At 59.8% G+C, this 12920-nt stretch carries 10 protein-coding genes; 6 read left to right on the top strand and 4 right to left on the bottom strand.

All coding sequences use genetic code 11. From position 1 onward, the window contains the following. Positions 1-44: 44 nt before the first annotated feature. Complete coding sequence (locus CPH89_RS16670) at positions 45-1391, bottom strand: response regulator c-di-GMP phosphodiesterase, NosR family (protein ID WP_053254621.1); 1347 nt, start codon at positions 1389-1391, stop codon at positions 45-47. 257 nt (positions 1392-1648) lie between these two features. Between CPH89_RS16670 and CPH89_RS16665 the strand changes: the two genes are divergently transcribed. The 4 genes from CPH89_RS16665 to CPH89_RS16650 all read left to right on the top strand — a co-directional run bounded on the left by CPH89_RS16665 (position 1649) and on the right by CPH89_RS16650 (position 7727). Continuing rightward, entirely contained in the window at positions 1649-3523 is a 1875-nt protein-coding gene (locus CPH89_RS16665; protein WP_053254620.1) for a putative bifunctional diguanylate cyclase/phosphodiesterase, read from the top strand. 75 nt (positions 3524-3598) lie between these two features. Continuing rightward, the gene (locus CPH89_RS16660; protein WP_053255346.1) at positions 3599-4537 is read left to right on the top strand and encodes a cytochrome-c peroxidase; all 939 of its coding nucleotides are present in this window, start codon (positions 3599-3601) and stop codon (positions 4535-4537) included. Next, complete coding sequence (locus CPH89_RS16655; protein ID WP_053254619.1) at positions 4534-6345, top strand: DAHL domain-containing protein; 1812 nt, start codon at positions 4534-4536, stop codon at positions 6343-6345. The genes CPH89_RS16660 and CPH89_RS16655 overlap by 4 nt, the downstream gene beginning before the upstream one ends. Beyond that, positions 6342-7727, top strand: a complete 1386-nt coding sequence (locus tag CPH89_RS16650; RefSeq protein WP_053254618.1) for an ATP-binding protein — start codon at positions 6342-6344, stop codon at positions 7725-7727. Before CPH89_RS16655 ends, CPH89_RS16650 begins: the two co-directional genes overlap by 4 nt. Before the next feature lie 6 nt (positions 7728-7733). Here the strand turns inward: CPH89_RS16650 and CPH89_RS16645 are convergent, their stop codons facing one another. The 3 genes from CPH89_RS16645 to CPH89_RS16635 all read right to left on the bottom strand — a co-directional run bounded on the left by CPH89_RS16645 (position 7734) and on the right by CPH89_RS16635 (position 10384). Continuing rightward, positions 7734-8006: a type B 50S ribosomal protein L31 gene (locus CPH89_RS16645; protein ID WP_053254617.1), complete on the bottom strand. Its 273-nt coding sequence runs from the start codon at positions 8004-8006 to the stop codon at positions 7734-7736. 100 nt (positions 8007-8106) lie between these two features. Beyond that, positions 8107-9432, bottom strand: coding sequence for an APC family permease (locus CPH89_RS16640; RefSeq protein ID WP_053254616.1), 1326 nt, complete (start codon positions 9430-9432; stop codon positions 8107-8109). A 130-nt stretch (positions 9433-9562) separates the two neighbouring features. Then, a complete protein-coding gene (locus CPH89_RS16635; protein ID WP_053254615.1) occupies positions 9563-10384 on the bottom strand; it encodes a carbon-nitrogen hydrolase family protein in 822 nt (273 codons plus the stop codon). 93 nt (positions 10385-10477) lie between these two features. Between CPH89_RS16635 and CPH89_RS16630 the strand changes: the two genes are divergently transcribed. Together CPH89_RS16630 and CPH89_RS16625 are read left to right on the top strand one after the other, a co-directional pair. Continuing rightward, complete coding sequence (locus CPH89_RS16630) at positions 10478-11242, top strand: helix-turn-helix transcriptional regulator (protein ID WP_053254614.1); 765 nt, start codon at positions 10478-10480, stop codon at positions 11240-11242. Between the two features lie 28 nt (positions 11243-11270). After that, a complete protein-coding gene (locus CPH89_RS16625) occupies positions 11271-12890 on the top strand; it encodes an FMN-binding glutamate synthase family protein (protein ID WP_053254613.1) in 1620 nt (539 codons plus the stop codon). Positions 12891-12920 lie beyond the last annotated feature (30 nt).

The following is a 12920-nucleotide window of genomic DNA, read 5'->3' as shown; positions in this document are numbered from 1 at the left end:
AAAACTGCCTTGAATGCAAAGGTGCAAGGATCACAGAAAGCGTGTTAACCGGAAAGTGCGCCCTCATCCGGCTCTTTGATGAACACCGAATACTTGGCCCCTTCCATCGCCTCAAACGCAATCAACTTGTCCACCAGCGGCAGGTTCAGCACCTTGCCGGCGTTGAGCAACAGCATGCCGTTATCGGCGTTGAGGTTGCGCGCCAACACCATGCCTTCGGCCAGTTCGCGGGTGGTCAAGACTTTCACATTCGGGTCACCCAGCGTCACGTCACTGAGGAACGCGGCGCAGGCCCGCACAAAGTCTTCGACCATATCCGGATCGTAGAGCTTGCCGGCGTATTTACGGATGTAGAGCAGCGCTTCATCGCTGTTCATCTGGCGTTCGAGGATCAAGCCCTTTTGCAGCTCGATAAAGTCGACCGCAAGCTTCAACAAGCGGGCGCCCGAGGGAATCAACTCGCCCTTGAGGTGGTCCGGAAAACCGCTGCCGTCCCAGCGTTCCTGGTGATGACGAATCAGACGCGCAGCGTCCTTCATCGGCTCCAGGGTCATCAACAATGACTCGCTCTGGGTCGGGTAGGCCCGATAGCGTTCTCGGTCGGTGCTGTGCAGCATGTCCGAGGGCGCGACCATCATGCCGTCGCTCCAGCTCAGCTTGCCGATGTTATAGAGCGCAGCGGCCATGGTCAGGTCGCGGGCACTGGCTTCGTCCATCGCCTGGGCCTTGCAATACACGCGAATCAGCTCGATCAACTGGCGGTTGGTCTGTTTCTGCTTGGGCAGGCGCAGGTTGGCCAACAGTGAAAACACTTCGGTGCCGGTCACATAGCTGCGTTTGAGTTCGTCGTAGGCCAGGTCGAGCATGTCAGCGGTTTGCTGCAGCTCGCTGGTGCGGGCCTCGACGCGCTTTTCGAGGGTCGCGTTGAGGGCCTTCAACTGGTCGTTCTGCTCGCGGGTCAACTGTTCAAGGCGCAACCGTTCACGCTCGGAGTGCTGGTGCTCCAGGGACTGGCGCAAGGTCAGGAGCATTTCCTCATCGTTCCAGGGCTTGCTGATGTAGCGGTGAATCTGACCTTCGTTGATCGCCTTGATCATCATGCTCATGTCGGCATAGCCGGTGAGCAGGATGCGCGTGGTGGACGGGTACAGCCGGTGGGTTTCGGCCAGCAGCATCGCCCCGTCCATGGCCGGCATACGCGCGTCGGTCATCACCAGGTCGATGGGCCGGGCGGCCATGATCTCCAGGGCCTGGGCACCACTGCCGGCCAGCAGGACCTCATAGGGTTGGCCGCGCAGCAGGCGGCGCAGGCTATTGAGGATCGACTCTTCGTCGTCGACCAGCAAAACCGTGGGGGTATAAGGGGGGGTCGTAGCAGTTTGTTCATCCATGGCGACACCTCCTGGCAATGACACAGAGTTGCTTCAATGCGGCCCGACGTGATCCATCACTGTACTTGCTCGCGCATTGAGCGCTAGATGAACACCGGGGTAACTGTGGGTGATTTGACGCCAACTGGCCGACTTATTCAAGGGAGCCGACTATGCTTGTGACTGGAAGCCGGTGACCGTCCCTGTTTATTGAAGCATTCACGGTAAGGAAGCCCTATGCGCCATAAACCGCAGTTGCGCGCCGCTCGGAATCAGCCATGACCCCACGCTCAGGGCGGGCCAATCGACGCATCCTGATCGTCGATGACACGGCGTCGATCCACGCGGACTTCCGCAAGATCCTGTGCGTCGACGCCAACAACCACGCCTCCCTGGACAGCATTGAAGAAACCCTGTTCGGCAACGCTCCGGCGGTGCGCCAGACCTTTGTGCTGGATTCCGCCTATCAGGGCCAGGAAGCCCTGGAACTGGTGAACAAGGCCCTGGCCGCCAACACCCCCTACGCCCTGGTGTTCATCGACATGCGCATGCCGCCGGGTTGGGACGGCCTGGAAACCATCGAACAGCTGTGGAACGTCGACCCCAACTTGCAAATCGCGCTCTGCACGGCCTACTCCGATTACTCCTTCGAAGCCATCGAGGCGCGCCTCACCTACGACGACCAGTTGCTGATCCTGAAAAAACCCTTCGACGACCTCGAAATCCGCCAGATGGCCACTGCCTTGACCTGGAAATGGCAGTTGGCGCAGGACGCAGCAGCCAAGTTGATCGGGCTCGAACGCACGATTGAGGCAAGGGTCCAGGAACTGCTCAAGGTCTCGCACCTGCTGCAATACGACGCCCTGACCGAGTTGCCCAACAGCACACTGCTGGGCGACCGCCTGACCCAAGCCATTACCGTCTGCAGGCGCCATGGCAGCCAATTAGCCGTGATGTTTATCGGCCTGGACCGCTTCAAGCGCATCAATAATGCGCTCGGCTACCCGGTCGGCGATGAAATGCTCAAGCTTGTCAGCCAAAGCCTGGTGGCGACGGTGCGCGAGTCGGATTCGGTGTTTCGTTACGGCTCCGACGAATTTGTGCTGATCCTCAACGACATCAAGCATCCCCAGCAAACCCAGTACATTGCCGAAAAGCTCCTTGCCGCCGTCAGCACCGCCCACTATGTGGCCGGCCACGACCTGAGCGTCACCGCAAGCCTTGGCATCAGCGTTTACCCTGATGACAGCAGCAGCGCCGTGGAATTGATCAAAAAGGCCGAAACCGCGATGCGCGCCATCAAAGAACGTGGCCCCAACAATTTCAGTTTTTTCATCGCCGAGATGAACCTGCTCGCCCAAGTTCAGCAAAGCCTGGAAAGTGCCATCCGGCAGGCCCTGCAACGCAATGAATTTAGCCTGCACTACCAACCGAAACTGGACTTGCACAGCGGCAAAATTGTCGGCGCCGAAGCGTTGATTCGCTGGCACCAGCCCGATCATGGCTGGATCTACCCGTCTGCCTTCATTCCTGTGGCCGAAGACAGTGGCCTGATCGTGCCGTTGAGCCAGTGGGTGATACGCCAGGCCTGCACGCAAGCTCGCGCCTGGCAGGCCGCCGGGCTACCGCCGATCTGCCTCTCGGTGAATATTTCCGCGATTGATTTTCGCCAGCGTGACTTTGTCGCCAACCTCGTGGCGATCCTTGAGCATACGGGCCTGGCGCCACAGTTACTGGAGTTGGAAATCACCGAGAGCGTGCTGATGCAAAATGTCGAGGACACACACACCACGTTGCGCAAGATCAAGGCCCTCGGCGTGCGGCTGTCCATCGACGATTTCGGCACCGGGTATTCCAGCCTCAGCTACCTGCGGCGCTTTCCGATTGATGTGCTGAAGATCGACCAATCGTTCATTCGTGGCCTGAGCAGTAACAGCCAGGACGCGCAATTGATCAGCGCAATTATCAGCCTGGGTAAAAGCCTGGACTTGAACATCGTCGCCGAAGGGGTGGAGACCATTGAGCAGCTGCAATTTCTCATCGCTCACCAGTGTGAGGAGGGCCAGGGTTTCCTGTTCAGCAAGGCCGTAGCAGCCGATGATTTCGCCCGACTGCTGCACACTGGGCAACCCAGCCTGTTACCTGACCACTGATTTTTTGCCGCAAGGAGCGACCGCTTGAGCCGCAGCACACCGCGTACTTTTCACCTGTTACCTCGGGTTCTGGCCATGAGCCTGGCCCTGGGCTGTGGCACCTGCGTGCCCGTCACGGCCGCGCCGCTGGATGAAGCACTCAAACCCCTGCCGCCCGTGCCGGTGCTGGACGCGGCCACCGTAGAACTGGGGCGTCAGCTGTTCAATGAAACACAGCTGTCCGTCAACAACACCAAGTCGTGTGCCAGTTGCCATAACCTGGAAGCCGGTGGTGACGATAACCGGGCATTTTCCCTGGGGTTCGATGGCAAGCCGGTCCTGCTCAACACCCCGACGGTGTTCAACGCCAGCCTGAACTTCAAACAATTCTGGAACGCCAGGGTCGACACCCTGCAAGCGCAGGTTGAACAGGTGGTCGTCAGCCCGATGGAAATGGGCAACGACTGGCAGACCGTGGTCCAGACCCTTTCGGCACTGCCCACCTACCAGGCCGCGTTCCACCGGGTGTATCCCGACGGGGTCACGGCCGCCAACGTGCAGGACGCCCTGGCCACCTATGAGCGCACGTTGCTCACGCCCAATTCACGTTTCGACCAGTACCTGCAAGGCAATACCGACATCCTCACCCTCGATGAGAAATATGGTTACCAACGTTTCAAGGAATACGGCTGCATCGCCTGCCATCAGGGCGCCAATATCGGCGGCAACATGTACCAGAAATTCGGCGTGATGGGCGACTACTTCAAGGCCCGTGGCAACCCGACCGAAGCCGACCTGGGCCGTTACCTGCTGACCAAGGACGAAGAAGACCGCAATGTGTTCAAGGTGCCCAGCCTGCGCAACGTTGCCGTCACCGCGCCGTACTTTCACGATGGCTCGGCCAAGACCCTGGAGGAAGCCGTCGACATCATGTTCAAGTACCAGCTGGGGCGAGTTCCGTCGGCTGAGGACAAGACGCTGATCATCAAATTCCTCAAGACGCTGACCGGCGAATGGGCGGGCAAGCCCCTATGAAATCATCTCGCCTCGCCAACCTGATCACGCTCAGCGGTATCGCCATTGTACTGGCCTCGGTGCTGGTATTTCTGTACCTCAAGTCGATCGGCGACCAGTCCACCAGCTACACCGAGTCGCGCGACCTGATCCGCCAGATCAAGCAACTCAATTCCCAGTGGGACGTCGAGGTGCTCAAGGCCAGGATCGCCCTCACCCACAACTATGACCCGTTGGTGGCGCCGCTCAAGGACATGAGCGAACGGTGGGTTCAGCTGGAAAGTCGCGAAGGGCAACACCACCACGAACACCCCGCCGACTGGCAGGCCGCGCAGGATGCTTATCGCCAGTCGATTCAGGAAAAGGCGCGGTTAGTGGAGCAGTTCAAATCGCACAATGCGGTACTGCGCAATTCGCTGGCGTTTTTGCCGACCGCCGAGGACGATATCCAGGCGCATCTCCTGCAACTGAAAGACGCCGACAAGCTGGAACAACAAAGCATCGCCACCGACACTTACGACTTGCTGCTCAGTGCCCTGGAATTTGCCCAGGTGACCAGCGACGACAAAGCCGCGGACATCCTCGTGGGGCTGAACAAACTGGCGGTGAACAAAGAAAACCTGCCCGCCGAATTCCAGGTGCCGGTGGAGATTCTCAGTAATCACATCGCGTTGATTTTGCGCGAGCAGCCCATCGTCAACGACCTGCTCGATCGCATCGCCGCCATCCCGCTTTCAGATCAACTGGATGCCCTGACCACCCAACTCAATCAGGACCAGGCCGCCGCCGACCTGATTGATCAGAAGTACCATCGCTACCTGCTGGTGTTTTCCACGCTGCTGGTGGTGCTGCTGTTGTACCTGGCCATTCGTTTGCTGCGCAGCTTTGCCGAGATCAACCGGGTCAACCGCGCCTTGCAAGGGGCCAATGAAAGCCTTGAACAGCGCGTCGAGGCGCGCACGCGGGAACTCAAGGATGCCCAGAGCGAACTGCTGGACAACGCCCGCCAGGCGGGCATGGCAGAAATCGCGACCAATGTGCTGCACAACGTCGGCAACGTGCTCAACAGCGTGAACATCTCCGCCGAACTGGTCGCGCGCAAGCTGCGCACCAGCAAGGCCCTGGGGCTGGGCAAGGCCATGCAACTGATCAACGAACACCCTGACGACCTGGGCACTTACCTGCGCGAGGACGAAAAAGGCAAATTGCTGCCCGGCTACCTCAACCAACTGGTGGAGGCCATTGCCCTCGAACAACAGGGGCTGACCGATGAGCTGGCGCAGTTGAGCAAAAGCGTGGACCACATCAAGGACATTGTCTCAACCCAGCAATCCTATGCCGGCGCCTCCAGCCTGCTGGAGCCTGTGCAGATCGGTGACTTGATGGACGACGCCTTGCGCATGAACGCCGGGGCGCTGAATCGTCACCATGTCACGGTGGTCAAGGAGTACGCCGAGGTGCCGCTGCTGATGGCGGACAAACACCGGCTGCTGCTGATCATGGTCAACCTGATCAGCAACGCCAAGTACGCCATGTCAAACCTGACGGACCGGCCACGGCAGATCACCTTGTCGATCACCACACTGGATGACAGCCTCTTGCAGATCAGCGTCAAGGACGAAGGCGAAGGCATCCCCGCCGAGAACATGACGCGGATCTTCACCCACGGCTTCACCACGCGCAAAGAGGGCCATGGTTTCGGCCTTCACAGCTGCGCCCTGGCAGCCATTGAAATGAACGGCCGCCTCACCGCCCAGAGCGACGGGCCAGGCACAGGCGCCCTGTTCACGTTGCAAATTCCACTTACCGATGCAGCAGGCCAAGCATGAACCGCGCCCCTAATCGCCGCATTCTGCTGATCGACGACACGCCGTCGATCCACGAAGACTTCCGCAAAATCCTCACGCCGCCCATGGAGCAGAACCAGGCACTGGACGATATGGAAGCCGCGCTATTCGGCGCCACCGACGTACCGCAAGGCCCCGTGTTCGAACTGGACTCGGCCTACGGCGGGCAGGAGGGGCTGCAGTTGCTTGAGGTCGCCATGGCCGAGCAACGGCCCTATGCCCTGGCCTTTGTCGACATGCGCATGCCCCAAGGCTGGGACGGCGCACAGACCATTGAAGAACTCTGGAAAGTTGACTCGGACCTGCAAGTGGTGGTGTGTACGGCGTACTCGGATTACTCCTGGGAGGAGCTGCTGTTTCGCCTGCACGCCCATGACCGGCTGCTGATCCTGAAAAAACCTTTCGACAATATTGAAGTCCAGCAAATGGCCAATACCCTGGCCGCGAAATGGGACATGGCGCGGCGCGCGTCCTTGCAAACCAGCCAACTGGAACGCTTGGTTGAGCAACGGACCCAGGCACTGACCCAGGCAAGCCACGCACTGCAGCTGGAGATCGACGAGCGTAAACAGCTGGAAAGCCAGTTGGTGCAGTCGGAAAAACTCGCCTCACTGGGCCAACTGGCGGCCGGCGTGGCCCACGAAATCAATAACCCGGTGGGGTTTATTTCATCCAACCTCGGCACGCTGGGCGGCTACTTTGACCAGTTGGAAGAGATGCTCGACGCCTATCGACAGGCCGAAACTGCCACCGGCAGTGAACAGCTCGAAGCGCTGCGCCGGCGCCTGGACCTGGACTTCCTCAAAGAGGACATCCCCACGTTGCTTCGCGAATCGAAGGAAGGCATTGGCCGCGTGGTGCAGATCGTCAAGGATTTGAAGGACTTTTCCCGGGTGGACAACGACCAGACCTGGCAATGGGTGAACCTGCAACAGGGCATCGACTCGACCTTGAACATTGTCGCCAGCGAACTCAAGTACAAGGCCGACGTGATCAAGCACTACGCGCCGCTGCCGGAAATCGAATGCCTGGGGTCGCAACTCAACCAAGTGGTGATGAACCTGGTCATCAATGCGGCGCAAGCCATGGGGCCGGAGCGCGGCACGATTACCATCAGCAACGGGGTGGACGGCGAGAACATTTGGTTGGAAGTGGCAGACAACGGCTGTGGGATTGCCCCGGACAGCGTGCAGAAGATCTTCGATCCCTTCTTCACCACCAAGCCGGTTGGCGAAGGGACAGGGTTGGGCTTGTCACTCTCCTACGGCATCGTCAAAAAACACCGTGGCACTATCACCGTCAGCAGCGAAATGGGCAAAGGCACCACCTTTAGAGTGGTGCTGCCCATTCGGCAAACGGCTTGAACGACCTCATGCCTCAGCTTTTTTCGGGCTCGACCCAAACGCTGCGAAACGCTTGTTGAACCCGGCAATCCGGCCTTCGGCCTGGGTCTTGCGTTGTTGGCCGGTGTAGATCGGGTGCGACGCGCTGGACACGTCCAACGGGATGTAAGGGTAAGTGTGGCCGTCGCTGTGTTTATGGGTGCGATCACTGTCGGCAGTGGAGCCGATCAGGAAGAACGCGTCGGCGGCGGTGTCGTGGAACAGCACGGTGCGGTAGTCGGGATGGATACCAGCTTTCATAAGGCCTCCGGGGCATTTGGGTGCATTTAATGTGTTATACAATAACATAAAATACCCACCCAAACGAGAACCGATTGCAATAAGAATAGACCGCGCACTTCTATACGGTTTCCTGGAAGTCCATTTCCGGCGGCTGTTGCGAGAAGCCACGGGTGAGAACCCCCAGGTAAACCAGGCCGATCGCCAACCACACCGCGCCCAGGTAAATCGCCAGGTGATCGAGGCTGACCATCAGCCACACATCCGCCACAAGGCCGATGGCCGGGAACAGCAGGAACAGGATCAACTCACGCACACCGCGGGTTTTCGCGCCGATCCAGTAGTGAAAAATCACCGACAGGTTCACCAGGCTGAACGCCAGGAATGCGCCAAAGTTGATGAACGAAGTGGACGTGGTTACATCCAGCTTCAACGCCAGCAATGCCACCACCGCACACAATAGAATGCTGTTGACCGGCGTGCCGAAGCGCGCATGCAAGGTGCCAAAGAACGACTTGGGCAACACGCCGTCGCGCCCCATGGCGTACAACAAGCGCGAGCCACTGGCCTGGGCCGACAGCCCCGAGGCGAACTGGCCGACGATCAGGCCAATCAGGAAGATCGACACAAACACGTCACCGCCGATATTGCGCGCAATTTCATACGCGGCCGAATCCACATTGGCGAATTCAAACGACGGATGAGCGATCTGCACGAAGTAGGACACCGCCACAAAAATCAGCCCGCCGATCAAGGTAATCAACATGATCGCCCGTGGGATAGTGCGGCGCGGGTCGCGGGTTTCTTCGGTGAGGGTACTGACCGCGTCAAAGCCCAGGAATGAATAGCAGGCAATGGCCGCGCCACTCATGATCAGCGGCAGTTGCATCTGGCCGTTGAAGAACGGCGTGAGGGTCCACAGCGGCTGGCTGGGGTTGCCGCCGATGTAGTGGATGCACAGCGCAACAAACGCGATCAACACCAAAAACTGCACCAGCATCAGCAAGGCGTTGATGCCGTTGGCGAGCTTGAGCCCGACGATATTGATCGCGCTGGTGATGCCGATAAACGCCAGAACCCAGACCCACTGCGGCACCGCAGGAAACGCCGAATTGAGGTAGGCCGCGCCGATCAGCCAGATGGCCATGGGTAAAAACAGATAGTCGAGCAATACCGCCCAACCGGCGATAAAACCCAGCTTGGGGCTGATCGCCTTGCGCACATAACTGTAGGCGGAACCGGCAACTGGAAATGCCTGGGCCATACGCCCGTAACTCATGGCGGTAAAGAACATCGCCACCAGGGCGGCCAGGTAGGCGGCGGGGACCATGCCGGCGGTGGATTGCGCGAGGATGCCGAAGGTGCCGAGCACAATGATCGGCGTCATATAGGCAATGCCAAATAGCACCACCGACCCTAACGACAGGGTGCGTTGCAAACGAGCCATGAGCGATTCTCCGCTGATTTATTAGATTTATGGCAGAACTGAAGTGGGTAACGCGGTGGTCATTTTTGTTAGGTGCAAACAGCGTTTGTGGCGAGCGGGCTCGCCACAGCAACCTGACGCCTCAAAGCGATCAGGCTGTTGGAATCAACAACTCGCGCGTCCCATCGCTGCGCGTTATCACCTCACCCGGCAATTTCAAACGCTGGTCATCCAGGTAGCGGTAGTCCTTGCGAGCCGCCACCAGTTGGTCGAGATCCAGCTCGACGGTAAATTGCCCTTCCTCGCGCCCGGCCTCGAACAGCAAGGTGCCAAGCGGGTCGACCAACGCACTGCCACCGGCAAACAACAGGCCGCCATCACCCTCTTCCACCCGGTTGACCATCAGCGCAAACGCCTGGTTTTCCTGGGCACGGGCCATGATCGCGGTGCGGTGCGTGGGGCCATACGGGTCCATGTTGCCGTTGGTGACGATCAGCAACTCGGCGCCCAACTGCGCCAGGGCGCGGGCGGTTTCCGGGAACTCGATGTCGTAGCAGATCAACAGGCCGACGCGCACGCCGTTCCACAAGCAGGTGGCGTAGCGATCGCCCGGGGTGAACACGCCGCGATCCGAGGCCCACAAGTGGCTCTTGCGATAACGCAGGGCAATGCCGTCGGGCGTGATCAGCAACGTGGTGTTGTAGAAGTGGCCGCCGTCGCGCTCGGCCATGCCGACGACCACGCTGACATTGCGTGCACGGGCAGCCTGGATAACGGCCTGCACGGTCGGGCCAGCCACCGGTTCGGCGATGTCGGCCACGGTCTCGGCCGACGGGAAGCCCATCAGGTGGGTTTCCGGGAAGACGATCAGTTGTGTATCGGCGGCGCAAGCAGCAATTGCCGCCAAGGCGCGCTCAAGGTTGTAAGCTGTGCCGTTATCACGGCCTGCCAACTGGGCAAATTCGACCTTCATGGGTATTCCTTGTTCTCACTCTGTGCCGCAGTATGCGCAGCCACACCCCGCCAGGGAATTACGCGGCAGGGGTAACCCGATAGGGGTAGATCAATGAGCATGTCGCTGCAAGACATCGCCTGGCACCGTTCGGTGGGGCAAATGATAGACGCCCTGGACCAGGCCAACTTCTGGACCCAACTGGTGCGGTTGCTCGACGCCTACGTGCCGTTCGACAGCTGGGTGGTGTTGCTCTTCAGCAGCGCGCATCGCCCGTTGGTGTTCGCCGAATGCCCGGGCGCCGATGGCACGCCGGACCGTCTGTTCCAGGATTACCTGAACGGCCTGTACCTGCTCGACCCCTTCTACATCGCCAGCCGCGAGCAGTCGCGCACCGGTCTGTTTCGCCTGGCTGAAGTGGCGCCGGAGCATTTCGAACTCACCGAGTATTACCAGCGTTACTTCCGCCTGAACGTGGTGGCCGATGAAATCCAGTTCAATTGCCAACTGCCGGACGGGCGTACCCTGTGCCTGTCCCTGGGTTCAAAGCAGCGTTTTGACCCGCAGCAAATCGCCTTGCTGTCGTTGATCCAACCCTGGGTATTGAGTCTGCTGCGCCAGCGCCTGCCCTTTGAACTCAACCAGGTCAGCGCACCGCAGCCGCCGGTGCAGAATGATGAGTGGGGCGCGCAACTGACCGCCCGTGAGCTGGATGTGGGCCGCTTGATGCTCAGCGGTTGCTCAAGCAAAGAAATCGCCCGTAAGCTGGAAATCTCTGTTGAAACCGTGAAAGTCCATAAGAAACACATGTACAGCAAGCTAGGGATCAAATCCCAGTCGGAGCTGTTCTCGATCTTTCTTCAGGCGCAAAACGCCTAGCCGATGAGTCCGAACCAAGGAAACCCGTATGAGCCTGTCGTTACTAAGCCGTTACGCCTTCTTTGCCGTGTGCGTCATTTTTACCCTCGCCAGCCTGCCCTTTATCGAACATGACTGGCTGTGGCCGATCACCGTGGTCACCGGCATTCTCAGCCTGATCGGGATTTTCGACCTGCTGCAAAGCCCCCATGCGGTGCGCCGCAACTACCCGATCCTGGGCAATATCCGTTACCTGGTAGAAGCCATCCGCCCGGAAATCCGCCAGTACCTGCTGGAGTCCGACAGCGACGCCCTGCCCTTCTCCCGGGCCCAGCGCTCGCTGGTTTACTCGCGCGCCAAGAACGAAACCGCCGACAAACCCTTCGGCACCTTGATCGACGTATACCAGTCGGGTTTCGAATTTATCGGCCACTCCATGCGCCCTGCGCCGCTGAGTGACCCGAGCGCTTTTCGCGTGATGGTCGGCGGCCCGCAATGCAAGCAGCCGTACTCGGCGTCGGTGTTCAACATCTCGGCCATGAGCTTCGGGTCCCTGAGCGCCAACGCTATTCGCGCGTTGAACCAGGGCGCCAAGCTCGGCAACTTCGCCCATGACACCGGCGAAGGCAGCATCAGCCCCTACCACCGCGAAAACGGCGGCGACCTGACCTGGGAACTGGGCAGCGGCTACTTCGGCTGCCGCACCAGCGACGGCCGCTTCGACCCGGAACGCTTCGCCGTACAAGCGCAAAACCCGCAAGTGCGCATGATCGAAATCAAGATGAGCCAAGGCGCCAAACCCGGCCATGGCGGGATCCTGCCCAAGCACAAAGTCACCCAGGAAATCGCCGACACCCGCGGCATTCTGATGGGCGAGGACTGCGTCTCGCCGTCGCGCCACAGTGCCTTTTCCACGCCGATTGAAATGATGCAGTTCATCGCCCAGTTGCGTGAACTGTCCGGCGGCAAGCCGGTGGGTTTCAAGTTCTGCCTGGGCCACCCGTGGGAGTTCATGGGGATTGCCAAGGCCATGCTGGAAACCGGCATTCTCCCGGACTTTATCGTGGTCGACGGCAAGGAAGGTGGCACCGGCGCCGCGCCCGTGGAGTTCACCGACCATATCGGCGTGCCGCTGCGTGAAGGCCTGCTGTTTGTGCACAACACCCTGGTCGGCCTGAATCTGCGCGACAAGATCAAACTCGGCGCCAGCGGCAAGATCGTCAGTGCGTTCGATATCGCCAGCGTCCTGGCTATCGGCGCCGACTGGGCCAACTCGGCACGCGGCTTCATGTTCGCCATCGGCTGTATCCAGTCACAAAGCTGCCACACCAACAAATGCCCGACCGGCGTCGCCACCCAGGACCCGTTGCGCCAGCGCGCCCTGGTAGTGCCGGACAAGGCCCAACGCGTGTTCAACTTCCACCGCAACACCCTCAAGGCCCTGGCGGAAATGCTCGCGGCGGCCGGCCTGGACCATCCGGCGCAGCTGTCGGCCAAGCATTTGGTGCGCCGCATGTCCGCGACTGAAATCAAACTGTTCTCGCAGCTGCATGTGTTCCTCAAGCCCGGTGAATTGCTCACGGGTGAAGTGAACGGCGAGTTCTATTCGCGCATGTGGCAGATGGCGCGGGCGGACAGTTTTGAGGCCAATGACGTCGCGGCTGCCTGATCGGCAAACAACCCTCTGTGCGCTGAACCG

Source organism: Pseudomonas fluorescens, from assembly GCF_900215245.1.
Classification (GTDB): Bacteria; Pseudomonadota; Gammaproteobacteria; order Pseudomonadales; family Pseudomonadaceae; genus Aquipseudomonas; species Aquipseudomonas fluorescens.
This window is presented reverse-complemented; position numbering and strand designations above follow the sequence as displayed.

Coding starts and splice junctions, on each gene's coding strand:
- CPH89_RS16665 (WP_053254620.1), top strand. CDS start 1,649: ATGACCCCACGCTCAGGGCGGGCCAATCGACGCATCCTGATCGTCGAT.
- CPH89_RS16650 (WP_053254618.1), top strand. CDS start 6,342: ATGAACCGCGCCCCTAATCGCCGCATTCTGCTGATCGACGACACGCCG.
- CPH89_RS16640 (WP_053254616.1), bottom strand. CDS start 9,432: ATGGCTCGTTTGCAACGCACCCTGTCGTTAGGGTCGGTGGTGCTATTT.
- CPH89_RS16670 (WP_053254621.1), bottom strand. CDS start 1,391: ATGGATGAACAAACTGCTACGACCCCCCCTTATACCCCCACGGTTTTG.
- CPH89_RS16655 (WP_053254619.1), top strand. CDS start 4,534: ATGAAATCATCTCGCCTCGCCAACCTGATCACGCTCAGCGGTATCGCC.
- CPH89_RS16660 (WP_053255346.1), top strand. CDS start 3,599: ATGAGCCTGGCCCTGGGCTGTGGCACCTGCGTGCCCGTCACGGCCGCG.
- CPH89_RS16625 (WP_053254613.1), top strand. CDS start 11,271: ATGAGCCTGTCGTTACTAAGCCGTTACGCCTTCTTTGCCGTGTGCGTC.
- CPH89_RS16635 (WP_053254615.1), bottom strand. CDS start 10,384: ATGAAGGTCGAATTTGCCCAGTTGGCAGGCCGTGATAACGGCACAGCT.
- CPH89_RS16645 (WP_053254617.1), bottom strand. CDS start 8,006: ATGAAAGCTGGTATCCATCCCGACTACCGCACCGTGCTGTTCCACGAC.
- CPH89_RS16630 (WP_053254614.1), top strand. CDS start 10,478: ATGAGCATGTCGCTGCAAGACATCGCCTGGCACCGTTCGGTGGGGCAA.